The sequence below is a fragment of the Methylosinus sp. sav-2 genome (genome assembly GCF_004366495.1).
Taxonomy (GTDB): Bacteria; Pseudomonadota; Alphaproteobacteria; order Rhizobiales; family Beijerinckiaceae; genus Methylosinus.
The window spans coordinates 187986-211977 of the sequence record NZ_SOEJ01000002.1 but is presented as its reverse complement, the minus strand read 5'-3'; the positions used below and the strand labels follow the sequence as shown (position 1 = coordinate 211977).

At 66.7% G+C, this 23992-nt stretch carries 21 protein-coding genes; 18 read left to right on the top strand and 3 right to left on the bottom strand.

What is annotated here, in order from left to right; all coding sequences use genetic code 11:
* Positions 1-49: 49 nt before the first annotated feature.
* The 3 genes from EDE12_RS07170 to EDE12_RS07160 are packed head-to-tail and all read left to right on the top strand — an operon-like array spanning position 50 to position 5395.
* Positions 50-1273: an exonuclease SbcCD subunit D C-terminal domain-containing protein gene (locus tag EDE12_RS07170; protein WP_026597915.1), complete on the top strand. Its 1224-nt coding sequence runs from the start codon at positions 50-52 to the stop codon at positions 1271-1273.
* Complete coding sequence (locus tag EDE12_RS07165) at positions 1273-5046, top strand: AAA family ATPase (protein ID WP_134188021.1); 3774 nt, start codon at positions 1273-1275, stop codon at positions 5044-5046. Before EDE12_RS07170 ends, EDE12_RS07165 begins: the two co-directional genes overlap by 1 nt.
* 43 nt (positions 5047-5089) lie before the next feature.
* On the top strand, positions 5090-5395 hold the full coding sequence (locus EDE12_RS07160) for a hypothetical protein (RefSeq protein ID WP_024878944.1): 306 nt from the start codon (positions 5090-5092) through the stop codon (positions 5393-5395).
* A gap of 136 nt (positions 5396-5531) precedes the next feature.
* Here the strand turns inward: EDE12_RS07160 and EDE12_RS07155 are convergent, their stop codons facing one another.
* Entirely contained in the window at positions 5532-7031 is a 1500-nt protein-coding gene (locus tag EDE12_RS07155; protein WP_026597914.1) for an exopolysaccharide biosynthesis polyprenyl glycosylphosphotransferase, read from the bottom strand.
* A 326-nt stretch (positions 7032-7357) separates the two neighbouring features.
* Here EDE12_RS07155 and EDE12_RS07150 point away from each other — a divergent pair, with 326 nt between their 5' ends.
* From EDE12_RS07150 to EDE12_RS07140, 3 genes are read left to right on the top strand one after another with little or no spacing between them, the layout of a single operon-like run.
* Positions 7358-7930: an HNH endonuclease gene (locus tag EDE12_RS07150; RefSeq protein WP_026597913.1), complete on the top strand. Its 573-nt coding sequence runs from the start codon at positions 7358-7360 to the stop codon at positions 7928-7930.
* A 15-nt stretch (positions 7931-7945) separates the two neighbouring features.
* On the top strand, positions 7946-8434 hold the full coding sequence (locus tag EDE12_RS07145) for a hypothetical protein (protein WP_026597912.1): 489 nt from the start codon (positions 7946-7948) through the stop codon (positions 8432-8434).
* A gap of 26 nt (positions 8435-8460) precedes the next feature.
* Positions 8461-8709 (top strand): type II toxin-antitoxin system prevent-host-death family antitoxin, encoded by a 249-nt coding sequence (locus EDE12_RS07140; RefSeq protein WP_026597911.1) that lies wholly within the window; start codon positions 8461-8463, stop codon positions 8707-8709.
* A gap of 66 nt (positions 8710-8775) precedes the next feature.
* Here the strand turns inward: EDE12_RS07140 and EDE12_RS07135 are convergent, their stop codons facing one another.
* Positions 8776-10323, bottom strand: coding sequence for a helicase HerA-like domain-containing protein (locus EDE12_RS07135; protein WP_026597910.1), 1548 nt, complete (start codon positions 10321-10323; stop codon positions 8776-8778).
* 329 nt (positions 10324-10652) lie between these two features.
* On the opposite strand from EDE12_RS07135, the gene EDE12_RS07130 reads away from it, so the two are divergent.
* The 12 genes from EDE12_RS07130 to EDE12_RS07075 all read left to right on the top strand — a co-directional run bounded on the left by EDE12_RS07130 (position 10653) and on the right by EDE12_RS07075 (position 22807).
* Positions 10653-11279, top strand: coding sequence for an SCO family protein (locus tag EDE12_RS07130; protein ID WP_026597909.1), 627 nt, complete (start codon positions 10653-10655; stop codon positions 11277-11279).
* Positions 11280-11397: 118 nt separating this feature from the next.
* Entirely contained in the window at positions 11398-12174 is a 777-nt protein-coding gene (locus EDE12_RS07125) for a SprT family zinc-dependent metalloprotease (RefSeq protein WP_024878937.1), read from the top strand.
* Between the two features lie 281 nt (positions 12175-12455).
* Positions 12456-12899 (top strand): ArsC/Spx/MgsR family protein, encoded by a 444-nt coding sequence (locus tag EDE12_RS07120; protein WP_024878936.1) that lies wholly within the window; start codon positions 12456-12458, stop codon positions 12897-12899.
* 34 nt (positions 12900-12933) lie between these two features.
* Positions 12934-13890 carry a bifunctional enoyl-CoA hydratase/phosphate acetyltransferase gene (locus tag EDE12_RS07115; protein ID WP_026597908.1) on the top strand — a complete coding sequence of 319 codons (957 nt, stop codon included), beginning with the start codon at positions 12934-12936 and terminating at the stop codon, positions 13888-13890.
* Positions 13887-15071, top strand: a complete 1185-nt coding sequence (locus EDE12_RS07110; RefSeq protein WP_036290219.1) for an acetate/propionate family kinase — start codon at positions 13887-13889, stop codon at positions 15069-15071. Before EDE12_RS07115 ends, EDE12_RS07110 begins: the two co-directional genes overlap by 4 nt.
* A gap of 319 nt (positions 15072-15390) precedes the next feature.
* Positions 15391-16518, top strand: a complete 1128-nt coding sequence (locus tag EDE12_RS07105; protein ID WP_026597906.1) for an alpha-amylase — start codon at positions 15391-15393, stop codon at positions 16516-16518.
* Positions 16519-16678: 160 nt separating this feature from the next.
* A complete protein-coding gene (gene pheS, locus EDE12_RS07100; protein WP_026597905.1) occupies positions 16679-17761 on the top strand; it encodes a phenylalanine--tRNA ligase subunit alpha in 1083 nt (360 codons plus the stop codon).
* Positions 17762-17764: 3 nt separating this feature from the next.
* Entirely contained in the window at positions 17765-18001 is a 237-nt protein-coding gene (locus EDE12_RS07095; protein ID WP_026597904.1) for a DUF4160 domain-containing protein, read from the top strand.
* A complete protein-coding gene (locus tag EDE12_RS07090) occupies positions 17982-18251 on the top strand; it encodes a DUF2442 domain-containing protein (RefSeq protein ID WP_051592349.1) in 270 nt (89 codons plus the stop codon). The genes EDE12_RS07095 and EDE12_RS07090 overlap by 20 nt, the downstream gene beginning before the upstream one ends.
* 26 nt (positions 18252-18277) lie before the next feature.
* Entirely contained in the window at positions 18278-20701 is a 2424-nt protein-coding gene (gene pheT / locus EDE12_RS07085; protein ID WP_026597902.1) for a phenylalanine--tRNA ligase subunit beta, read from the top strand.
* An 11-nt stretch (positions 20702-20712) separates the two neighbouring features.
* Complete coding sequence (locus tag EDE12_RS07080) at positions 20713-21000, top strand: hypothetical protein (RefSeq protein ID WP_134188020.1); 288 nt, start codon at positions 20713-20715, stop codon at positions 20998-21000.
* A gap of 31 nt (positions 21001-21031) precedes the next feature.
* On the top strand, positions 21032-22807 hold the full coding sequence (locus EDE12_RS07075) for an FAD-dependent oxidoreductase (RefSeq protein WP_026597901.1): 1776 nt from the start codon (positions 21032-21034) through the stop codon (positions 22805-22807).
* A gap of 7 nt (positions 22808-22814) precedes the next feature.
* Here the strand turns inward: EDE12_RS07075 and EDE12_RS07070 are convergent, their stop codons facing one another.
* Complete coding sequence (locus EDE12_RS07070; protein ID WP_024878928.1) at positions 22815-23792, bottom strand: beta-ketoacyl-ACP synthase III; 978 nt, start codon at positions 23790-23792, stop codon at positions 22815-22817.
* Positions 23793-23992: the final 200 nt, after the last annotated feature.

Below are 23992 nucleotides of genomic sequence, written 5' to 3'. Positions count from 1 at the left end.
TCCGCGTCTTCATGGTAGATCGAGCCACGAAGACGCGAAGGACAAGACGCTGCTCACCCTCCTCCATACGGCCGATTGGCATCTCGGCGCGCAGCTGCAAGGCTGGCCGCGCGAGGCGGAGCATCGCAAGGTCCTGCGCGCGCTGGTCGCCATCGCCGCCGAGCGCCGCGTCGATGCGGTGATCGTCGCCGGCGACATATTCGACAGCCTCAACCCGTCCGCCGAGGCGCAGAAGCTCCTCTACGACACGCTGAAGGACTTACGCGCCGCCCTGCCCGCCGCGACCATCGTCCTTCTCGCCGGCAATCACGATCCAGCCGGCCGCATAGAAGCGCCACGCGCCCTGTTCGATCTCGTCAATGTCGCCGGCGTCGGCACGATCGCGCGCAGGGACGGCGAGATCGACGCCGACGTCCATCTCGTACCTCTGCGCGGCGCCGGCGGCGCGGTCGAGGCGCATCTTCTCGCCGTGCCCTATCCGCGCGCCGCCGATCTGCCGATTGTGGAGGGCGAGAGCGAGGGCTCGCCGGTGATGCGCTCCGTGCGCGCGCTCTATGGCGAGCTGATCGCCGCGGCGCGGGCGCGCATCGGCGCGGCGCCGCTCATCGTCACCGGCCATTTGCATGTCGCCGGCGGCCTGGAATCGGAAGGCGCCGAGCGCCGCATTCTCGTCGGCGGCGAGCACGCCGTTCCGCCGGACGTGTTTCCGCCGGATGTCGCCTATGTCGCGCTCGGCCATTTGCATCGGCCGCAAGCGATCGGGCGCGAGAGCATCCGTTATTCCGGCTCGCTGTTTCCGCTGTCCAAGACCGAGATCGACTATCGTCACGGCGTGTCGATCGTCACGATCGCGGGCGCGGCGACGACGGTCGAGCATGTCCCGCTGCCGCGTCCGACTCTTTGCCTGCGCATTCCGCCGCGCGGCGGCATGGCGCGGAACGATGTCGAATCCGCTTTCGCCGCGCTCGCCCTCGATCCCGCGACGCCAGCGGATGAGAAGCCGTTTATTCACCTCACCATCGCCGCCGAAGGGCCGATCGTCGGCCTGGACGCCGAGATCGACGCGATAGCGGAGAAATTTCCGATCCGCCTCGCCTCGCTCACCGTCGAGCGCCCGCAGCGCGCGGAAACAGAGGCGCCGGCGCCCGCCGCTCTGCGCCTTTCGGAACGCCAGCCGGTCGAGCTGTTCCGCGAGGCCTTCGCGCTCACCCATAAAGCCGAGCCGACGGCGGAGCATCTCACTCTGTTCCATTCCGCCGCGATGGAGGAATAGTGCGCATTCTCGCGATCCGGGGCGAAAATCTCGCGAGCCTCGCCGAGCGTTTCGAGATCGATTTCGAGAAGGAGCCTCTGCGCAGCGCCGGCCTCTTCGCCATCACGGGCGAGACGGGCGCCGGCAAATCGACGATTCTCGATGCGCTCTGCCTCGCGCTCTATGACGCTTTTCCGCGCGTCGCCGCGCAGGGCGTCAACGAGAGCGTTCCCGACCCCAGCGGCCAGACGGTGAGCGCCGCAGATCCGCGCTCCATTCTGCGCCGCGGCGCGGGGCGCGGCTTCGCCGAGGTGGATTTCCTCGGCCGCGACGGCGAGCGCTATCGCGCCCGCTGCGACATTGCGCGCGCTCGCGGGCGAGCGACAGGCAATCTGCAGCAGCGCAGCCGTGCGCTGCATCGTCTGGATGCGGAAGGCGCGGTCGTCGCGGCGGTGGCCTCGGGCGTCGAGCCCGTGCGCGCCAAAGTCATAGAGCTCACCGATCTCACCTTCGAGCAGTTCCGCCGCACAGTGCTGCTGGCGCAAGGCGATTTCGACGCTTTTCTGCGCGCCGATTCGAAAGAGCGCGCCGATCTGCTCGAGAAGATCACCGGCGCCTCCGTCTATGCGGAGATTTCCAAGCGCGTCTATCTGCGCACCAAGGCTGCGCTGGAGGCGCTGGATCGTCTGCGCCGCCGCCGCGACGAGATCGGCCTGCTGCCGGCGGAAGCGCGCGCCGCGCTGGAGAACGAGCGCGACACCTCCGCCGCCGCCCGCGCCGAGGCTGCGCGCGAGCGCGACGAAGCCGCCGCTCTGCTGCAGCGCCATGCGGCGATCACGCAAATGGAGACGCGCCTCGCCGAGGCGGAAACCCGCGAGCAGTCGGCGCTCGCCGCGCAGGAATCCTTGGCGGAAACGCGCGAGCGGGCGAAGACACTCGATCTCGCCGAGCCGCTGCGCGCGCCCCTCGCCGCGCGCGAGGCGGCGACGCAAAATCTCGCGCGTGCGACGATCAGCGAGATCGCCGCGCGCGAAGCCGCAGCGAAAGCGCAGGCCGCGCTCGAGGAGGGGCGCGAGAGAGAAGCGCAAAAGCGCGCGCGTTTGGAGGCGGCGGAAACCGAATTCAAACACTTCGGCCCGCTATGGTCGGCGGCCGAACATCTCGACGCCGAAATCCTCGCGGCGGAGCGAGAGGCGATGCAAGCCGAAAAAATCGCGCATGAGGCCGCGCGCATCGCGCAGCAGAAAGCCGACGAAGAGACCGCGCTGATCGCGCAAGTCGCGACCGCGCGAGCAGGAGCCGAGACGGTGCGCGCCGCGCTGGAGCGTCTCGCCACAGCAGAGCCGCTGCTCACGCGCTGGAGCGAAATCGGCGAATGGCTTGGACGTCGAGGCGAGGCGGCGAAGTCGCTCGCCCGCGATGCAACGCGCGCGAAAACGCTCGGCGCGGAGATCGACGCCGCGACGCGCGAGATGGAGACGCTCGATGGCGCGGATCGCGAGGCGAAAGCCGAGCGCGCCACTCTGGCGGAACGGATAGAGACGCGCAGCGCCGCGCTCGCGCAGCTGAAGGAAGACGAGGCGAGCGAGCGCCGCCGCGCGCTGGACGCGCTCGCGCGTCTCGCCGCGCAGATCGAGACGCAAATGCGCCGCCATGCGAAGGCGCGAGACCTATGGCGCCGCGCCATGCTCGATCTCGAGGGCGCGAATGTCGTGCAGGAAAGCGAGACGCGCGCGCTGCGCGATGCGAGCGACGCGCGCGAGCTTTGCGAGGCGAAGCGCGGCGAGGTGGAGCGGCTGGGCGAGATCGCCGACGCCGCCGTCTCCAAGCAGGCTTTGGCGCTACGCGCGAGCCTCGTCGATGGCGCGCCCTGCCCGGTCTGCGGCGCGCGCGCGCATCCCCATGCGCATGAGAGCGAGGCCGCCGATGCGCTGATCGCCGAGCTGCGCGCGCGACGCGACGCGCTGCGCCGCGAGATGGTGGAAGCCGAGCGCGCGATCGCCGCGGCGAGCGGCCGCCTCTCCGCAGCGCAGGAGCGCGCCGCCGACGCCACGCGCCGACGCGACGAGGCGCTCGCCGAAAGCGACGAGGCCGCGAGAGATTACGATGAAGCGCGCGCGCGCTGGCCCGCGGATGCGCCGGCGCCGACCTCGATCGAGGATAGCGCATTGCTCGCGCGCCTCGCGGAAAGCCTCGAGCGCGAGAGCAATGCGCTCGACGAGCGGCTGAAGAGCGCGCGGGCGCTGCGCGCCGATATGGATGCGCTACGTCTCGCGCATGATCGTCTCGCCGCCGCGATCGACGAGCGCCGGCAAAGGCGCGACGAAATTGTCGCGCACATCGCCGCCGCGCGTGAAGAGACGGCGCGCATCGGCGAGACCCGCGCCGCCGCGACGGAGAGTCTGAGCGCCGTGGATCGCGCGCTCGCGCCCTTTCTGCCGCTCTGCGATCTTTCGCTCGGCGATCTCGATCGCGATGCTGCGGGCGCGATGCTGCGACTGAGGACGAAAGGCGAGGATTTTCGCAATGCGCAGGAGAGCGCCGCGCATATGGCGCGCAGCCTCGAGGAGCTGACGCAAAATCTCGCCGGCCTGCGCATAGAGGCGCGCGCGCGCGCCGAGGCGGCGGCGGCGGCGAAGTTTCAGCAGAGCGAGCGCGCCAGCGTCCTCGCCGAGCGTCGCGCGCAACGCGGCGAATTGCTCGGCGGCGAGCCGACGGCGATCCATCGCACACGCTGCAATGACGCGCGTCTCCTCGCGCAGCAGGCGCTCGAATCCGCCACGCGCGACAGCGCCGAGACCGAGGCGCGCCGCACGGGCGCCGAGCGCGATCTCGCCCATGCCGGCGAGGCGCTCGCAGAAGCGCGCGCGCGGAGCGAGACGGATGCGCGGAATTTCGCCGACGCTCTGACCATCGCGCAAATCGACGAAGCGGCGGCGCTCACCCTGCTCGCCGTCTCGCCACAGGAGCGAGCCGAATTGCGCGCGCGGCTGGCGACGGCGGACGCAGCGCTCGCCGCCGCACGCACGGAAAAAGAAGCGCGCGGGCGCGATCTCGCCGATGCGCTCGCCGCCGGACGCCCGGAGCAGGATGTCGCAATTGCGGACACGCGCCGCGCCGCGGCGGAGGCGAAATTGGAAGCGCTGGCGCGGCGGCTCGGCGAGATCGGCGAGCGGCTCGCCGCCGATGATCTCGCGCATGGTCGCGCGCAGACGCTGGCCGGCGAGATCGCCGCAGCGGAGGCGACGCATAAGAGCTGGGCCGAGGTCGACGCCGCCATCGGCTCGGCGAGCGGCGACAAGTTCCGCCGCTTCGCGCAGAGCGTGACGCTGGAGCATCTCGTCGTGCTCGCCAATCGCAATCTGGCGACGCTGACGACGCGCTATCGGCTGGAGCGCTCCGCCAGCGACACGGCCGATCTCGGTCTGCAGATCGTCGATCGCGATCTTTGCGACGAGCGCCGCTCGACGCGCTCGCTCTCCGGCGGCGAGCGCTTTTTGGCGTCGCTCGCGCTGGCGCTCGGCCTATGCAGCCTCGAGGGGCGCGGCTCCTTCGTCGACACGCTGTTCATCGACGAGGGCTTCGGCACGCTGGATCAAGGAACGCTCGACGTCGCCATGGACGCGCTGGAGAGGCTGCATGGGCAGGGCCGCAAGGTCGGCGTCATCAGCCATGTCGAGTCGCTGCGTCAGCGCATTCCTGTGCAGATAAGGGTCGAGAAACGCGGCGGCGGCCGCAGCGCGGTGCGCATAGAGGCGCGAGGAGGATGGATCGCTGCGCTGCAACCGACATGATGACGCGGCGCCTCCGACGGTCGTTCGAAAATGGGAATATCAAATGCGGTTCTTCATCGGATTCTTGCTCGGACTCTCTGTCGGAACAGTGTTCGCCTTCCCGATCCTGATCTGGATGGCGACACTGGTCGCGACACTGTTTCGTTTCATCGGACTGCCGAACGAATCGACCTACCCGCAAATCCTGATACCCTTCGTGATTGTCTACTCGGTGTTCGCCGCCTGCTCGATCCGCCTCGCCAAAATTGCTCACGCCGATTCGCTTCTGCTCGGCTTTTTGCTGGCGTTTCCTGTCGTCTCCCTCGGCATTCTCGCCGCCTTGACCATCGGAGAGCAAGCGATCGACTGAATTGACGCGCGCCGGGACGGCCGTGTCATACGTTTTTTTTCTGCCGCCTCACGGCTCTGGATTGCTTCGCTTCGCTCGCAATGACGGCCACGGCGATCATCGCTTCTTCGAGCGAAGCAATCACTTGGAAATGGCCTCACAGCGCGTTGCGATAGGCCTTGCGCGAGAAGATCGTCATGAAGATGATCCACACGTCGAGCGGCAGCGACCAATGGTCGATGTAATAGAGATCATGCTCGACGCGCAGGCGGATCTTCTCCGGCGAGTCGATCTCGCCGCGCAGCCCGTTCACCTGCGCCCAGCCGGTGATGCCGGGCTTCACATTGTGGCGGCGCGCATAGAGGGCGATCTTGCGCTCGAAGATCTGGTCATGCGCCAGCGCATGCGGGCGCGGGCCGACGAGCGACATCTCGCCGCGCAGCACATTGATGAGCTGCGGCAGCTCGTCGATATTGTAGCGGCGGATGAAGCGGCCGACGCGCGTCACGCGCTTGTCGCCGGCTGTCGCCTGGGTGATCTCGCGGCCGTCCTCCATCGTCGTCATGGAGCGGAATTTGGCGATGCGGAAGGGCTCGCGATTAAAGCCGTGGCGGCGCTGGAAGAACAGCGCCGGGCCTTTGCTGTCGAGCTTGATCGCCGCCGCGACGGCGAGCAGCAGCGGCGACAGAGCGATGAGGCCGAGCGACGAGAAGACGATATCGAAGAGCCGCTTGGCGATGATCTCGAGCGAGTCGGCGCGGCGGCCGCTGAGATTGAGGCTGGCGATCGAGCCGATCTTGTTGATATGCGCATCGACGAAACGGTCGAGCACGCGCTCCGGCCCGAGATGAATCGACGCCGGGACGCGCAGGAAGGCAGTCACGCAATCGTCGATGACGTCGGTGCGGCTCCAGGGCGCCAGAATGAATACATCGTCGGGCAGCAGCATGCGGGCGGAGGCCTGCGCCAGAGCGAGATCGTCCTGCATGGCGTCGGCGCGGTCGCGCAGCGCCACGGCGGCGACGACATTCATGCCGCTCTCCCAAGGCTGATAGCGGCGCATGAACTCGTCGATGTCGCTCTCGAAGCCGACGAGAAACACGCGACGCGCCGAGGCTCCGCCACGCTCGGCGCTGCGCCGAACCACGCCGACCAGCGCCGCGCGCGCCGCATAGACGGAGAGAAAGCCCGTCGCATAGAAGAGCACGAAGGCGCCGCGCGAGGATTCCTCCGTCGCCTTGGCGAGAAAGCCGAAGGTCAAGGCGCAGACGAAAGCGACGCTCCACAGCACCGCGCCGCGCCAGCCATGGCCGTCCAGCGTCAGATAATTCTTGATCGCATATTCGTGCCGCATGACGTTCGAGAGCACGAAGAGGATCGCCGCGAACATGCACAGCCGCAGATTGGGAAGCGTCGAGCCGTCATAGCCATAGGCGAAATAATGATACAGCGTCTCGCAGGCGATGGCCGTGGCGAGAATGACCGCCACATCGATCAGCGCCGCGATCACCGAGAAGGAGGCGCGCATCAGCGCCGCATTCGGGCTCGGCATGGCGCGCGACCAGCCGCTGCGCAATGCTGCGCTGTCGTTTCCAGCTTTGACGCGAGCGTCGTCCTTGCGGAGCGACGAAAAGGGAAGATCGGCGATACTCGACACGGCTCGTCTCCAACCCGATACTGCCGCCGTGCCGTAATGGAGCAATTCCCCCGTTTTGGCCGGCTTTCGGGTCGGAAGCTGCAAGCCGCCTGCCCGCAGAGCGGCGAAAAAGCGGCGAATCGGAGCGAGCGGCGGGGAGGCGAAAGCGAAGACCGCGCCCAACTCATTGATAAATAAAATATTTACCATATTTCAGGGCGAAATCGCGCGGCTGCGGCGCCGCGGCGCCGAGAGAAGCCTTCACAATGGCGTCATCCTGCCTATAGACTATGGCCGCGGCTCGGGGGCTGGAGGGCGTCCGAACGATTCGCGGAAAGAGGGCCGAGGTGACCGTTCACTTTCGCCAGTCAAATGTTTCGCCGCAGGCGTGTCCTGCGTTGGTTCTCAACGCCGACTATCGGCCGCTGAGCTACTATCCGCTGTCCCTATGGGGGTGGCAGGACGCGATAAAGGCGGTCTTCCTCGACAGGGTCAACATCGTCTCGGAATATGACAAGACGGTCAAAAGTCCGAGTTTCGAAATAAGATTGCCCTCTGTCGTTTCGCTCAAAGCCTATGTAAAGCCCGCCCGCCATCCCGCCTTCACCCGATTCAATGTATTTCTTCGCGACCGCTTCACCTGCCAATATTGCGGACGGCAGGACGATCTCACCTTCGATCACGTGATCCCCCGCTCCAAGGGCGGCGCCACCACCTGGGAAAATGTCGTCGCCGCCTGCTCGGCCTGCAATCTGCGCAAGGCCGACCGGCTGCCGCATGAGGCGCATATGTTGCCGGCCCAGCCGCCCTTTCAGCCGAGCGTCGCCGATCTCCACCGCAATGGGCGGCTGTTCCCGCCCAATTATCTCCACGACAGCTGGCTCGATTATCTCTATTGGGATTCGGTGCTGGAGCCCTGATCACAATCGAGCCACATGCTGCGTCGTCTTCTCGTCGTCTCTTTCGCCTTTGTGCTCGCCGCCGGCGCGGGCATGATCTTCCTGCCGATCGCCGCGCTCACCGACCCCGCGACCCGCGAGGCCGGCTCGTCCCTGGCTATGGGCGCGCTGTTCTGGGCCGAGCCCGATGATGTGGCGGCGGCCTTCGGCTATGTGCTGTGGGCCATGGGAATCGCCGGCTGCGCAGCTCCGCTCGCCATTGTGGCGCTCATCGGCGAGATCGCCGGGGCGCGCGCCTATACCTGGTATGCCGGGGCGACAGCGCTGCTCGCCGCCGCCGCGCCGACGGTTCTCCGCGCCGCGCGTGGGAGCGGCCGCATCGTCGAGGCGAGTCCGGCCGAAGGGCGCTTCGCGCTGCTGTTCTTCCTCGCCGGGGCTTTGACGGGGACGATCTATTGGCTGATCGCCATGCGCGGGCGGGACGCGCGCGACAGAGAGATGCGCGGCCGCGAGATGCGCGGCTGATAGCTGACCATCAGCCGGGTCATTCCATGCCGACCATCGATCTGAAAGACGCGAAGGCGAGCTTCTCCGATCTCGTCGATCGCGCCATGCGCGGGGAGTTCGTGACGATCACGCGTCACGGCGAGCCGGTGGCGGCTCTCGTCTCGATCGAGGCGGTCGAGATCGCCCGCGCGGCGATAGAGCGCGAGCGACCGAGCCTCGTCGCCTATTTGAAAACCTTCCCGAGCAGCGGATTGCAACGCAACACCCGACCGTCGCGAGACGTCGAGCTTTGACGATACATATCCGCCGTCGTCGCGCCCCGACGCCTTCCATCGACTGAGAGCGGCAATATTGCGCGCTCAGCGCGATATCCCGCCCAGCACGCCGCGCAAAACTTCCTTCGCGATCTGCGTGCCGATGGAGCGCGCCGCCGATTGCACGGCCGAGCGCACAGCCAGCTCGCCGGTGGACATGCGCTTTGGATTCTCGCGCTTGAACAATCCCCCGACCACGCCGCCGAGCTTGCCGATGAGGCCGCCGCCGGCGCTCGCCTGCGTCGTCTGCGCCTCGGGCCGGGCGGGGCCGGCGCCGGCCGCGCTCAAATGGTCCTCGGCGCGCTTCTGCAATATTTCAAAGGCCGATTCGCGATCGATGGACGTGTCGTATTTGCCGCGCAGCGTGCTCTCCGCCAGCACATTCGCGCGCTCCTCGGCGGTGATCGGCCCGACGCGCGCGGCGGGCGGCGCGATCAGCACGCGATCAACGATCTCCGGCTTGCCCTTGGCGTCGAGCATGGAGACAAGCGCCTCGCCGACGGAGAGCTGCATGATCGCCTCCGCCGTGTCGAAGGCGGGATTTTGGCGGAAGGTCTCCGCCGCCGCGCGCACGGCTTTCTGGTCGCGCGGGGTGAATGCGCGCAGCGCATGCTGCACGCGATTGCCGAGCTGGCCGAGCACGCTGTCCGGCACATCCAGCGGATTTTGCGTGACGAAATAAACGCCGACGCCCTTGGAGCGGATGAGCCGCACCACTTGCTCGATCGCCGTCAGCAGCGCCTTGGGCGCGTCGTCGAAGAGAAGATGCGCCTCGTCGAAGAAGAAGACGAGCTTGGGCTGCGCGAGATCGCCGACCTCCGGCAGCTGCTCGAACAGCTCCGACAAGAGCCACAGCAGGAAGGTGGCGTAGAGCCGCGGCGAGCGCATCAGCTTATCGGCGGCGAGTATGTTGATGACGCCGCGGCCGTCGCGATCGACGCGCAGAAAATCGGAAATATCGAGCGCCGGCTCGCCGAAGAATTTCTCGGCCCCTTGAGTCTCCAGCACCAGCAGCTGGCGCTGAATGGCCCCGACAGTCGCGGGCGCGACATTGCCGTATTTTGTCTTCAAAGAGCCCGCATTGTCGGCGACATAGGTGAGCGCGGCGCGCAGATCCTTGAGGTCCAGCAGCAAGAGGCCCTGCTCGTCGGCGACGCGGAACGTCACATTGAGCACGCCCTCTTGAACATCATTGAGCTCGAGCAGGCGCGCGAGCAGCAGCGGCCCCATTTCGGAAATGGTGGCGCGCACCGGATGCCCCTGCTCGCCGAACACATCCCAGAACACGACGGGGAAACGGTCCACCGCATAGGCGAGGCCGATCTCGAGCGAACGATCGACGAAAGCCTGGCGCATCTCGCCCGGCTGCGACAAGCCGGCGAGATCGCCTTTCACATCGGCGAGAAAAACGGCGGTCCCCGCATTGGAGAAGCCTTCGGCGAGCTTTTGCAGCGTCACCGTCTTGCCGCCGCCGGTCGCGCCGGCGATGAGGCCGTGACGATTGCCGACGGAAAGGGTGAGGTAACTATAAACGCCGTCAGAGCTCGCGCCGACGAGGATTTTTCCGGGGCTGGCGTTCGGATCGTCAGTCATGTTCTCGCGCCTGCGCTCAATGGGAGAATCGATGCAGCCGTCATTATATATCCAGCCGTCGCCTCCGCGGGCGATTTCGTAGGGCGTGCTGCGGCGCGGCGCCGCGGCGACGGCCTCGCTCCGCGGCGACGCTCTGCTGTGACGCTCTGCTGTGACGCTTGGCGAACGCCCCTCCGCAGGCTAAGTTCCGCGCATAGAGAGGAGCGTCACGCGAGATCGCCGCCGCCCGGCCCAGCAGCTCTTCAGAGCCGCCGATGATCGCGATACGCCGCGATCCCCTCGGCCGCGGCGATAACGAGAAACGACGCCATATCTTCGGGAAGAAACGCATGTCCAAGAGCTACGCCAAGAGTTCGCAAAAGGGTCGCGCCAAGGGCCGCGACCTTCCCAAGCTGCCTCTCTTCGCGATCGGCGGAGTCTTCCTTGCGGCCTTCGCCGCATTGGTGGCGTTCACCAGCCTCAAGCCGCCGCCGCCGCCCGCCTCCGCCATCGGCGGGCCGTTCCAGCTCGTCGCGCACAATGGCCAGACAGTCACCGAGAAGGACTTTCTCGGCAGGCCCTTCCTCGTCTTCTTCGGCTACACGCATTGCCCGGACATCTGCCACACCACTCTGTTCGAGATTTCCGAGGTGCTGCGCGCGCTGGGGCCGAAGGCCAATGCCGGCGCATTATTCGTGACCGTCGATCCGGAGCGCGACACGCCCGCCGTGCTCAAGGACTATCTCTCCAATTTCGATCCGCGCATCGTCGGCGTCTCCGGCGAGCGCGCGCAGCTCGATCCGATGCTGAAGGAATATCGCATCTATTCGAAGAAGGCTGCGGAAAGCGGCGAGGACTATGCGGTCGACCACACGACCGTCGTCTATCTGATGGACAAGAACGGCCGCTTCGTCAGCTCCTTCAATGTCGGACGCAAGCCCGCCGACGCCGCGCGCGATCTCGAACGCTTTCTGTGACGCGAGACGCCGAGACGCGAAGACGCAGAGACGCAGAAACGACACAGTCGACATTTTTTTGCGTAAGTCGCGAACTTCCCTGTCGCGACTCGGCGCGGCTTTGCGTTAGCATCGAATCATGCTTCGTCTTCGACGCGACGGGCTCGCGAAAGCCGCGGGCTCCACCGCCCTGACACTCACACATGCGGGCGAGACGCTCACCGTCTCGCTGCGCCGTCTGCGCAGCGCGCGACGCTTCACGCTGCGCGTGCGCTTCGCTGCGCGCGACGCCGTGCTCACAATGCCCGCGCGCGCCTCCTTACGCGAGGCGCGCGAGTTCACCGAGCGTCACGCCGCCTGGATCGCCGCGCGGCTCAACCGGCTGCCGGACACGATTCCCTTTCGCGACGGCGCCGTCGTGCCGCTGCGCGGCGTCGATCATTCCATCGCGCATCGCCCCAGCGCGCGCGGGACCGTGTGGGCGGAGACGCGTTTTGCTCTCGACACGGCGCTCTGCGACGGTTTCGACCTCTGCGTCGCCGGCCGCGAGGAGCATGTGCATCGCCGCATCGTCGATTTTCTGAAGCGCGAGGCGCGCCACGATCTCGAGGCGGCGGTGGAGCGCCACACGCGCGCGCTCGGCCTGCCCGCGCGCAGCGTCGGATTGCGCGACACGGTGAGCCGCTGGGGCTCCTGCTCGGCGTCGGGCTCGCTGAATTTCTCCTGGCGGCTCATCATGGCGCCCGCTTTCGTGCTCGACTATCTCGCCGCGCATGAGGTCGCCCATCTCGAATATCTCGATCATTCGGATCGATTCTGGGCGCTGACGCGGCGCCTCTGCGCGGAGACGGATCGCGCCGAGGGCTGGCTCTCCACGCATGGCGCGCATTTGCATAAATTCGGCGCGACCGAATAGACGCGGCCTTCTCACCTTCCTCTTTATGAAACGACCGCGCCGTCATCGGCGCGGCATGCCTCTTTATGAAACGCGCGGCCCGCCCCTTCGCGAGACGCGCTGTCATCGGCGCGTCATGCCCTTCTAAGTAAAGACGCGCGGTCATCGGCGCTTCACCGCCAATGGTTTCTGATTCGTTAAAATTCTCCTCCCGAACGAATCACGGCCGTTCCGCGGCGCACAAAAATGCGCTATGAAAGAGACAAAGCTCCTTCTTCGGTATTCGCTCATCGAGGTGACGTATGGCCGACGTTATCTTCTACGAGAAACCCGGCTGCGCCGGAAATGCGCGTCAAAAGGCTCTGCTGCTCTCCTCCGGCCATGCGCTGCAGGTGCGCAATCTGCTCGCCGAGCCTTGGAGCGTCTCCAGCCTGCGGCCTTATTTCGGCGAGACGCCGGTGCGCGAATGGTTCAATCTCGCTGCGCCGCGCGTCAAATCCGGCGAGATCGACATAGAGACCGTCACGCCGCAGGCGGCGCTGGTCATGATGATCATCGATCCGATATTGATCCGCAGGCCGCTCATCAAGGTCGGCGGCCGCTGCGAGGCGGGCTTCGATCCTGAGCGGATCGGCGCCTGGATCGGGCTGCAGCCGACCGAGAAGCGGGTGAGCGACACCTGCGTGCGGACCGAAGCGGCGGCGCTACGCGCCGAAAGCGAGGCCGGAGCCGCGCCCGCCGACTGATCGCGGGAGCGAGCGAAGGTCACAAGGAGGTCTGATGCTGTTCCGGCGCGATGTCGCGGGCTCCGGCGCGCCTTGCGGCTTGTATTTCGAGTCGCTGCTCGAGCGTTGCCGCGCGATGCGGCCCATTCGCATCGGCGTGGTGCATCCTTGCGACGCGGTTTCCGTGCAAGGCGCGCTCGCCGCACGCGATCAGGGGCTCATCACTCCCGTTCTGGTCGGGCCGCGCGCCAAAATCATGGCCGCAGCCGCCGCGGCCAATCTCTCGCTCGAGGGCGTCGAGATCATCGACGCGCCCCATAGCCACGCCGCCGCCGACGCCGCCGTCGAGCTGGTGCGGCGCGGCGAGCTCGAGGCGCTGATGAAAGGCTCGCTCCACACCGATGAGCTGATGGGGGCCGTGGTGCGCGAGGGAACGGGCCTGCGCACTGAGCGGCGCGTCAGCCATGTCTTCGTTCTCGACGTGCCCAATTACTGCAAGCCTCTGCTCGTCACCGACGCGGCGATCAACATCGCCCCCACGCTCGCAGAGAAGCGCGACATTGCGCAGAACGCCATAGACCTCGCGCATGCGCTCGGCATAGAACGCCCCAAGCTCGCTGTTCTTTCCGCCGTGGAGACGGTCGACGCCAAGATCCCCTCGACGATAGAGGCGGCGGCGCTGTGCAAAATGGCCGATCGCGGCCAGATCACCGGCGCCGATGTGGACGGACCTCTCGCCTTCGACAACGCCATCTCGCCGGAGGCGGCGAAGGCGAAAGGCATAGTCTCGAGCGTCGCCGGCTATGCCGACATTCTCCTCGTCCCCGATCTCGAGGCCGGCAATATTCTCGCCAAGCAGCTCGTCTATCTCGCCGACGCCGAGGACGCCGGCATCGTGCTCGGCGCCCGCGCGCCCATCGTGCTGACGAGCCGCGCCGATGGCGTGCGCGCCCGCATCGTCTCCTGCGCGCTGGCGCAGCTCTTCGCCCATCGCGTGGTGGAGGGTGTGTGAGCGCTGCGGCGAAAGTCCTATTGGCGCTCAACGCCGGCTCCTCGAGCCTCAAATTCGCGCTCTATGATGCGGCGACGCTCGCGCCTCTTTGCCGCGGCGGCGTCACCGCCATAAAGGAGAAAGACCAGCCGGCGCGCTTTTCTGTCAAAGGCGAGGTCGCGGCGGCGCTCTCCGCCGGCCCCGGCCCCGCGCCGGACATAGACCATGAAGGCGCGGCGCGCTGGCTCATCTCGGCGATCGGCGAGCGGCTGGCGGAGCTTCCCCTCGCCGCCGTTGGGCATAGGATCGTCCATGGCGGCGCGGAATTCGACCGCCCCGTCCTGGTGACGCCGGACATTTTGCGGCAGCTGGAGGCGCTCTCGCCGCTCGCGCCGAGCCATCAGCCACATAATCTCGCGCCGATCCGCAGCCTGCTCGACAGCGCGCCGAGCCTGCCGCAGATCGCCTGTTTCGACACGGCCTTTCACCGCACGCAGCCGCGCCTGGCGCAGCTGTTTCCGCTGCCGCGCGAATTCGCCGAGCGCGGCGTGCTGCGCTACGGTTTTCACGGCCTCTCCTATCAATTCATCGCGGAAGAGCTGCGCCGCCTCGAGCGCGCGCCGGGCCGCACGATCGTCGCGCATCTCGGCCATGGCGCGAGCCTCTGCGCCATGCGCGATCTCGAGAGCGTCGCCACCACAATGGGATTCACGGCGCTCGACGGGCTGATGATGGGCACGCGCAGCGGCGCGATCGATCCCGGCCTGCTGCTGCATCTCGTGATGCAGGAGGGCTTTTCTCCCAAGCAAGTCCATGCGCTGCTCTATGAGCGATCTGGCCTGCTCGGCGTCTCCGCGATCAGCGACGATCTGCGCGCGCTCGAGGCGAGCGCTTCCCCCGCGGCGGAGGAGGCGATGGCGCTCTTCGCCTATCGCGCCGCACGCGAGATCGGCTCGCTGGCGAGCGCGCTGAACGGGCTCGACCGTCTCGTCTTCACGGCCGGCGTCGGCGAGAATTCGCCGTCCATGCGCGCGCGCATCGGCGCCTATCTCGGTTTTCTCGGCCTCGCCCTCGACGATGAGGCGAATGCGGCGAATGCGCAGATCATCAGCGCGCCGTCGAGCCGCATCGAGGCCCTCGTGCTTCCCACCAATGAGGAAGCGGTGATCGCCGAGGCCGCGCGGGCGCTGCTTCGCGGCTGACGAAACGCAGAAAATCGCACAGCAATTCGGCGCCGGTCGCATGATTTGCAGGCGTATTTTCGCGCCGCCGCTGAGCCGCTTTTCACAAATAGCTGAATTGTCGAGATGAGGCTCGCGGCGCTGGTCTGGCGCCCAGATTGCGAGTAGTCTCCCGCCGTGGCGTGAGCCTCGGCGTGGCCCAAAGAGGGGCCAAGATCAGCAACGCCGCTGTTCCGATCGAGTCGCGCCCAAAGCGCGATCGTTGGACGGCGGCTTTTTTTGTCCGTCGCGCCCCGACGGAGCGCGACGCCGACGAGGGGCAGACACAAAAATGATGAGAATGAAACGAAGCGCTCCGCCGCGCCCGATCTTCGTGAGCGCGAAGACCTTGGCCATCGCCGCCGCGCTGCTCGGCGTCTGCGTCGGAGAGGCCGCAGCAGCGGACGCCCCCGCCAAGCTCGTCGCCGCTCCCGCGCCCGATGTCGCCGCTCCGCCGCCGCCCGCGCCTCTCGGCGTCTTCGGCGCCGATATGCCGGCCGCCGGCAAGCTCGTCGTCTCCATCATTCCGCAATTCGCCAATCTCTCGCATACGCTGAAAGGAACGCGGCGAGTCTCGTCGGAAGAAGTGGCGGCGACGACGCCCTGGTTCGGCCATCCGACGCTGAAGCTCCGGCTGGTGCCGCAGAATGTCTCCGTCGCCTCACAAACGCTGGCGCTCGCTTATGGAATCACGAATTACCTGTCCGTCGTCGTCACCGGCGGCATGATCGAGCGCAATCTCGACATGCTGACATTCCAAGGGCCGACGAGTCTCAACCGACTCGGGCTCAGCCATACGGGAACCGACGGCCTCACCGATTTCACCGCCTCGACGATCTATCGCGTCTATCAGGACCCGATACATCGCATTCAGCTCAATCTGGGCATGAGCTTCCCGACCGGAAGCACCCACAACACATTCCGCCTGCTGCTGCCGGACGGCAGCTATGCGACGAGCCGCGCCTTCTACGCATTGCAGCCCGGCGCCGGCACTTTCGACATCATGCCCGGAATTGTCTACGCCGGCCATATCGACAAATGGTCCTGGGGCCTCTCCTATCGCGGCCGCTTTCCGCTCGCCGCCAATCCGGAAGGCTATCTCTACGGCGATCTGCACGAGTTCAACGGCTGGGCCGGCTATAGCTGGATAAAGGGCCTCACCACCACTTTCCGCGTCAACGCGACGACGCAGGGCGAGATTCGCGGACTCGATCCGATGATCCGCGGCAAGGCGCAGGCGGCCAATCCCAATTTCTACGGCGGCCAGCGCGTGGAGCTATGGGGCGGCGCGACCATCGGCGGCGGCCTCATCGGTCAGGAAGCGCTCACCATCGCGCTGGAGGCGGGCATCCCCGTCTATCAGAGCCTCGAGGGGCCGCAGCTCTCCAAAAATTGGCAGGCCGGCATGGCGCTGCGCTGGAAAATCTAGAGCATGTCCCCGAAAAGTGCGAAGCGGCCTTCGGAAAAGAACATGCGGGCTCGACTCTGAGGGATAGAGCGGCGGGGGACGGCGCCCCGCCCGCGTTCTCGACATCGCCTGCCGAGCGTGGCACAACCCGCCCCAGAAAATCAAAAGCCGTGGCGGGACGATGACGGATATAGCGGAACTGGAGACCGAGACTCTGGCGGCGATCGCGGCGGCGGCCGACGAGGCCGCGCTCGAGGCCGTGCGCGTCGGCGCGCTGGGCAAGAAGGGAAGCATTTCGGCGCTGCTGGCGACGCTCGGCAAAATGTCGCCGGAGGACCGCAAGACCGAAGGCGCCAAGATCAATGCGCTGAAGGACAAAGCGCAGGAGGCGATCGCCGCGCGTCGCGACGTCCTGCAGACGCAAGCGCTGGAGAAGCGCCTTTCCGCCGAGACGGTGGATGTGACGCTGCCGGTGCAGGAGAGCGGCCAGGAGCTCGGCCGCATTCATCCGATCTCGCAAGTGATGGACGAGCTGACGGCGATCTTCGCCGATATGGGCTTTTCCGTCGCCGAAGGGCCGGACATTGAAAGCGACGATTACAACTTCACCAAGCTGAACTTCCCCGAATGGCATCCGGCGCGGGAGATGTACGACACTTTCTTCTTTCCGCCGGGCGCCGACGGCAAGCGCAAGCTGCTGCGCACGCATACGAGCCCGGTGCAGGTGCGCACCATGCTCACCAAGGCGCCGCCGATCCGCGTGATCTGCCCCGGCCGCACCTATCGCTGCGACAGCGATCAGACGCATACGCCCATGTTTCATCAGGTCGAGGGGCTCGTCATCGACGAGACGACCCATATGGGCCATTTGAAATGGGTGCTGGAGGAGTTTCTGAAGGCCTTCTTCGAGGTGAAATCGGTGAAGATGCGCTTTCGCCCCTCCTTCTTCCCCTTCACCGAGCCCTCCGCGGAAGTGGATGTACAATGCCGCCGCAAGGACGGCGACATTCGCTTCGGCGAGGGCGAGGATTGGATGGAGATATTGGGCTGCGGCATGGTGCATCCCAATGTGCTGCGCAATTGCGGGCTCGATCCGGACAAATATCAGGGCTTCGCCTTCGGCGTCGGCATAGATCGTCTCACCATGCTGAAATACGGCATGTCGGATCTGCGCGCCTTCTTCGAGGCCGACGCGCGCTGGCTGACGCATTATGGATTCCGGCCGCTGGATTTCCCGACGCTGGCGGGGGGCTTGAGCGGGTGAGGCATGCCGTCCCTGCTGCGATGGCGAGGCTATCGCTTCTTCTTCTACTCGGCGGATGGATGGGAGCCGCCTCATATCCATGTAGTCAAGGACGGCAAGGAAGCGAAAATCTGGCTGAACGACCTCAATCTCGCGATCAATCTCGGTTACTCCGCCAAGGAGTTGAACGAGATCATCCGAAAGACGCGCGAGGAGCGCGATATCTTTCTGGAGGCGTGGCATGACTATTTTGCAAATTGACATCGAGGATAGCCGCCCGATCGCCGCGCATTGCGACGACGGCTTCTTGAATGTGACGCTCGCCGACGGCCGCGAGTTGCGCACGCCTCTATGGTGGTATCCCCGCCTCGCGAGCGCTTCGCCTTCGGCGCGCAATGTCGTCGAATTCATGCCGATGGGAATGCATTGGCCGCAGATCGACGAAGACATCAGCGTCGCCAGCATGCTGCGCGGTCAAAAAGCGCCGGGCGCGACGCCGCCGATTCAATAGACAGAAAGCTTTCGAAAGCTGGACGCATGAAACTCACACTCTCCTGGCTGAAAGACCATCTCGAGACGAGCGCCTCGCTCGAGGAGGTCGTCGAAACTCTGACGCGCATCGGCCTCGAGGTCGAGCATCTGCACGATCCCGCCGCGCAGCTGAAGGATTTCCGCATCGCGCATGTGATCGAGGCCAAGCCTCATCCCAACGCCGATCGCCTGCGGGTCTGCATGGTCGATACGGGCGAAGGCGCGCCGGTGCAGGTGGTCTGCGGCGCGCCCAATGCGCGCACGGGATTGAAGACCGTCTTCTCGGCGCCCGGAACCTATATTCCCGCCAAGAAGATCACGCTCGGCAAGGGCGTCATTCGCGGCGTCGAATCGCTCGGCATGCTGTGCTCGGCCGCCGAGCTGGAACTCTCCAACGATCACGACGGCATCATCGAGCTGCCAGAGGACGCCCCCATCGGCGCGGTCTACGCGCAATGGGCAGGGCTCGACGATCCGGTCATAGAGATCAATCTTACGCCCAACCGCTCCGACGCCGCCGGCATTTACGGCATTGCGCGCGATCTCGCCGCCGCGGGCCTCGGAACGCTGAAGACGCCGGCGGTCGAGACGCTCGAGGGCGGCTTCGCCATTCCGCAGCGCGTCACGCTCGATTTCGTGGATGCGGACGAGCATCTCGCGCCGCTCTTCGCGCTGCGTCTGGTGCGCGGCGTGAAGAATGGCCCGAGCCCGGCCTGGTTGCAGGATCGCCTGCGCGCCATCGGCCTGCGCCCGATCAATGCGCTCGTCGATATCACCAATTATCTGACCTTCGACCGCGCGCGTCCGCTGCATGTCTTCGACGCGAAGAAGGTGGCCGGCGATCTCGTGGTGCGCCGCGCCCGCGCCGGCGAGGAGCTGCTCGCGCTCGACGGCAAGACCTATCCGCTCGATTCCGACATGGTCGTCATCGCCGATGACAAAGGCCCCGAATCTCTCGCCGGCGTCATGGGCGGCGAGCATTCCGGCTGCTCCGACGACACGACGGACGTGCTGATCGAGACCGCGCTGTGGGATCCGGCCAATATCGCCCATACGGGGCGCAAGCTCGGCATCTCCACCGACGCCCGCTATCGTTTCGAGCGCGGCGTCGATCCGGCCTTCGCTCTGCCCGGCCTCGAGCTGGCGACGAAACTGGTGCTGGAATTCTGCGGCGGCGAGGCTTCGGATGTCGCCATTTGCGGCTCGGCGGAAACGCCGACGCGCCAGCTGCGCTTCCCCTGGAGCGAGACGAAGCGCCTCACCGGCCTCAACGTCTCGAAAGACGAATCGACCGCCATACTCACGCGCCTCGGCTTCACGGTCGAAGCGGCGGGCGAGGACGCGCTGGTGGGCGTCCCCAGCTGGCGCCCGGACATTGAAGGCAAGGCCGATCTCGTCGAGGAGATCGCCCGCATCGCCGGCTTCGACACCATCGCCGCCGCGCCGCTGCCGCGCAACGCCGGCGTGACCGAGCCGGTTCTCACTCTGCTTCAGAAGCGCACGCGCGCGGCGCGGCGCGCGCTCGCCGCGCGTGGGCTCGTCGAGGCCGTCACCTGGTCCTTCGTCTCCAAGGAGCAGGCGCAGGCTTTCGGAAGCAGCGACGACAATCGCCTCGCCCTCGCCAATCCGATCGCCGCCGAGCTCTCCGACATGCGACCGAGCCTGCTGCCCGGCCTCGTCACCGCCGCCGGCCGCAACGCCGCGCGCGGCTTTCCCGATGTCGCGCTTTTCGAGGTCGGGCAAATCTTCCTCGGCGAGGATGAGAAGGGCCAGAAGATCGCCGCCACGGGCCTGCGCCGCGGCTTCGCTCTGCCCTCGGGCGCTGGCCGCCATTGGTCGGGCAAGGAGCGCGCGGTCGGCGTCTTCGATGTGAAGGCCGACGCCCTCGCGCTGCTGCAGACGCTCGGCGTCGCCACCGGCGGCTTGCAGATCGTCGCCGGCGGGCCTTCCTGGCTCCATCCGGGCCGCTCGGCAACGCTGCAATTCGGCCCCAAGGCGGTCATCGGCCATTTCGGCGAATTGCACCCGCGCGTGCTGCAGGCGCTCGACGTCGAGGGGCCGATCGCCGCTTTCGAGATTATTCTCGACGCGCTTCCGGCGCCCAAGGCCAAGCCCACCAAGGCCAAGGTGAAATTGGAGCTCTCCGATCTCCAGCCGGTCTCGCGCGACTTCGCCTTTCTGCTGGATCGCGACCAGCCGGCCGGCGATCTCATTCGCGCCGTGCAGGGCGCCGATCGCGCGCTCATCACCGATGTCAGCGTCTTCGATATCTATGAAGGGCCTGGCGTGCCGGAGGGCAAGAAATCGGTCGGCGTCGCCGTGCGGCTGCAGCCCCGCGACAAAACGCTCACCGATGTGGAGATCGAGGCGCTCGCCCACAAAATTGTCACAGAGGCGGGCAAGAAAACGGGCGCCCAACTCAGAGGATGACGATGCTTCGCATGATTCGCTTCGTCTTCATTGCTTGCCTCGCCGGTTCTTGCCTCGCCGCCGGCGCCGCGGCGGCCGAACCGCGCAACATAGGCGATTGCGAGCAGATACAGGCGGCGGACGCCTATAATCGGTGCCTCGCCTCCTTCGGCCCGGCGGCCCATGCGCGCAACAGCCATTCCGCGCTCTCCTTCGCGCCGGAGGAGCAGGTCCCGCATAGCGTCAAGCGCCCCGGCGCTTTCGCCGAGCGCGGCCACCGCGGGCGCCTGCGCATGATGTTCACGCCCGGCGGCCGCTGACGCCGCCGCCGGCGAGGGAGGAGCGAGACCAATGGCTCGAGCGCCCTTCCCCGACGGCATAGCGCGCCGCGATTTTCTCAATGGCCTGCTGATCGCCGCGGGCGGCGCTGTCTCGCGCAGCGTTCCGGCGCGCGCATTCGCGGGCGGGACCTGCGACGGGCCGATCGGCCTCGATCCGCGCGCTCTGCGCGGCGGCAATCTTCCATCCGTCTTCGCCGTCTCGCATTGGCTGCGCGACGGTCGCCTGACATTCGAGAAAGGCTCCGTCTCGCTCGCGCCGGGATGCGACGAGAGCGCCGGAACTTTTCCCGTTCTCGATGCGAACGGAAGCTTCGACTTCATCGTCATCGGCGGCGGCATTTCTGGCCTTTCCGCCGCGCATCACCTGCTGCGCGAGCGCCCGCGGGCGCGCCTGCTGATCCTCGAGGCGGCGCCTGTCCTCGGCGGCAACGCCGCCCGTGACGACGCCCCGCCCCTCCCCAGCCCGGCCTCCACCGCCGGCGCCTATGGAACCGCGCCTTCCGCCGATTGGCTGAGGCAATTCTACCGCGCGATCGACGTCGATTGGCTGGCGCAGAGCGTCCCCGGCCCGGAGAGCAGCTTCTATTTCGACGAATTCGCGCCCGGCCTCGGCGGCGCGCGCGGCTGGAACATAGACACATTCGAGCGCGGCGCCGCGCATCTCCCCTATGACACGCGCCTTCGCGAAGATTTCGCCCGCGCTTTCGCGGCGATCCGCGCGCTCGGCGAAAAAGGCCTCGCCGATCCGGCCGATGAGAGCGATCCCGCGCTCGACGATCTCTCGAGCGTCAGCCTCGCGCAGCATCTCGAGACGACGCTCGGCTGCGACGCGATCGTCTCGCGCTTTTTCACCGCCTATACGCTGACCGCTTTCGGCGGAACAGCAGCGCAGGTGAACGCTCACAGCGCCATCACATTCTTGTCGAGCGAGCTGACCCGCGGCTCGGTCTTCACCTATCCGGGCGGAACGTCGGAAATCGCGCGGCGCATTTCGCGCCGACTGGCGCAGAGCGAGACTCCGCCGCATTTCGAAACCAACGCCACGGCGCTACGGATCGAGGTGACGGCGCGTGGCGCGAACGTCGTCTATTTCCAGGATGGCCGCTTTCATCGAATCTTCGGCGAGCGGACCATCCTCGCCGCGCCGGCGCAGAGCGCGCGCCATCTCGTCGCGCATCTTTCCGACGCCGCGCGCAAAGCGGCCTGGACGCAATTCCATGCGGCGCCGCTCGTCACCGCCAATGTGGTGTTGCGCCACGCGGCGCCCTTGGCGCAGCTCGGGCTCGGTTACAGTCAGAGCTGGTGGGGCGGCCGGCATTTCGTCAATTACATCGTCGCCGATTGGATGAGCGACACGCGCGCCGATCCGCAGCGGCAAACGACGCTCACCTTCTATGGCGGCTGCGACGCGCCGCTCGACGCTCTCGCCGAAGCGCGCATGAAGCTGATGCACACACCCTTTTCCGATTACGAAGACTCGCTCCGCGCCGATCTGTCACGGCTGATGCGCGGCGCGGATTTCGATTTCGATCGCGACGTTCGCGCGCTCTTCCTCTATCGCTGGGGGCACAGCATGTTGCGGCCGCCGCCGAATTTCCTCTTCGGCGCGACGCGAGACGCGAGCGGAAAGCTCGACCGCGCGCAGGCGCCGCGACGCATCGCCTGCGCGCCTTTGGGGCCGATCGTTTTCGCGGGCCAGCATGTCGAAGGCGCCCCATCTATCGAGAGCGCGATCGGCTCCGGCCGCCGCGCCGCGCTGCAAGCGCTGGAGACGGCCCCACGCTGAAAGCGCCTCACCAGCGCAGCACGGCGCCGCCCCAGGTCATTCCGGCGCCGATCGCCATCATGGCGATCACATCGCCTTTCTTCAGCCGGCCGGCGCGATTGGCCTCGTCCAGCGTGATCGGCATGGAGGCGCTCGAGGTGTTGCCGAAGCGGGAAATATTCATCCAGCATTTCTCGAGCGGCACGCCGAGCTGCGCCAGCGACGCCTCTATGATGCGGGCGTTGGCCTGATGCGCGATGACGTGATCCACATCCTTCGCCTCGAGGCCGGCCATGGCCAGCGCCTCGGTCACGATCTCCGGCAATAGGCGCAGCGCGACCTTATAGACCTCGCGGCCGCGCATTTTGATCTTATGCGCCTCCCCCGGCGTCGGCCCGTCCTGACGCGGATCATAGGCGCGCGGAATGCCGAGAATGCCGGTCATGGTCCCGTCGGTGCGCAGGCTGGTGGAGAGCAGGCCGCGGCCCTCCTCTTCGCCCGGCCCCAGCACCATGGCGCCGGCGGCGTCGCCGAACAGCACGCAGGTCTCGCGATTGGTCCAATCGACGACGCGGCTCAGCGTCTCCGCCCCGACGACCAGGGCCCGGCGGACCTTGCCAGTCTTGATGAACTGATCGGCGATGGAGAGCGCATAGAGCGAGCCGGCGCAGGCGGCCGAGACATCGAAGGCGAAAGCGTTCTCGGCCCCGATCTTGGCCTGCAGAAAGGCGGCGCAGGCGGGCGTCTGAGCGTCGCCGGTCACGGTGGCGACGATGATGAGGTCCAGCTCGCGCGGATCGACGCCGGCGAGCTCCAGCGCGTTTTTCGCCGCGGCGGCGGCCATATCGGAGGTGGATTCGCCCGGCGCGGCAATGCGCCGCTCCTCGATCCCGGTGCGGCTGACGATCCAGGCGCCATTGGTCGCGACCATTTTCTCGAGGTCGGCGTTGGTCAGAACCTTCGCGGGGGCGTAGGATCCGGTTCCGAGTATGACGGTTCTGAGCAACGGCGTGCAGCCTCTTCCTTCTGACCCCGGGCGGACGTGCGCCGCTGGGGAAACCTCATGCCTAGCAGGGATCGGCGAGGCGCGAACCTTAAAATTCGTTAATCCCCAAGCCTAGCTCGAGATTGGCCCAGCTCGAGTTCGGCCGAGTTCACGTTTCGATCCGCGCCGGGGGCGATTGCCACGGCGCGCGCGCCATGGCA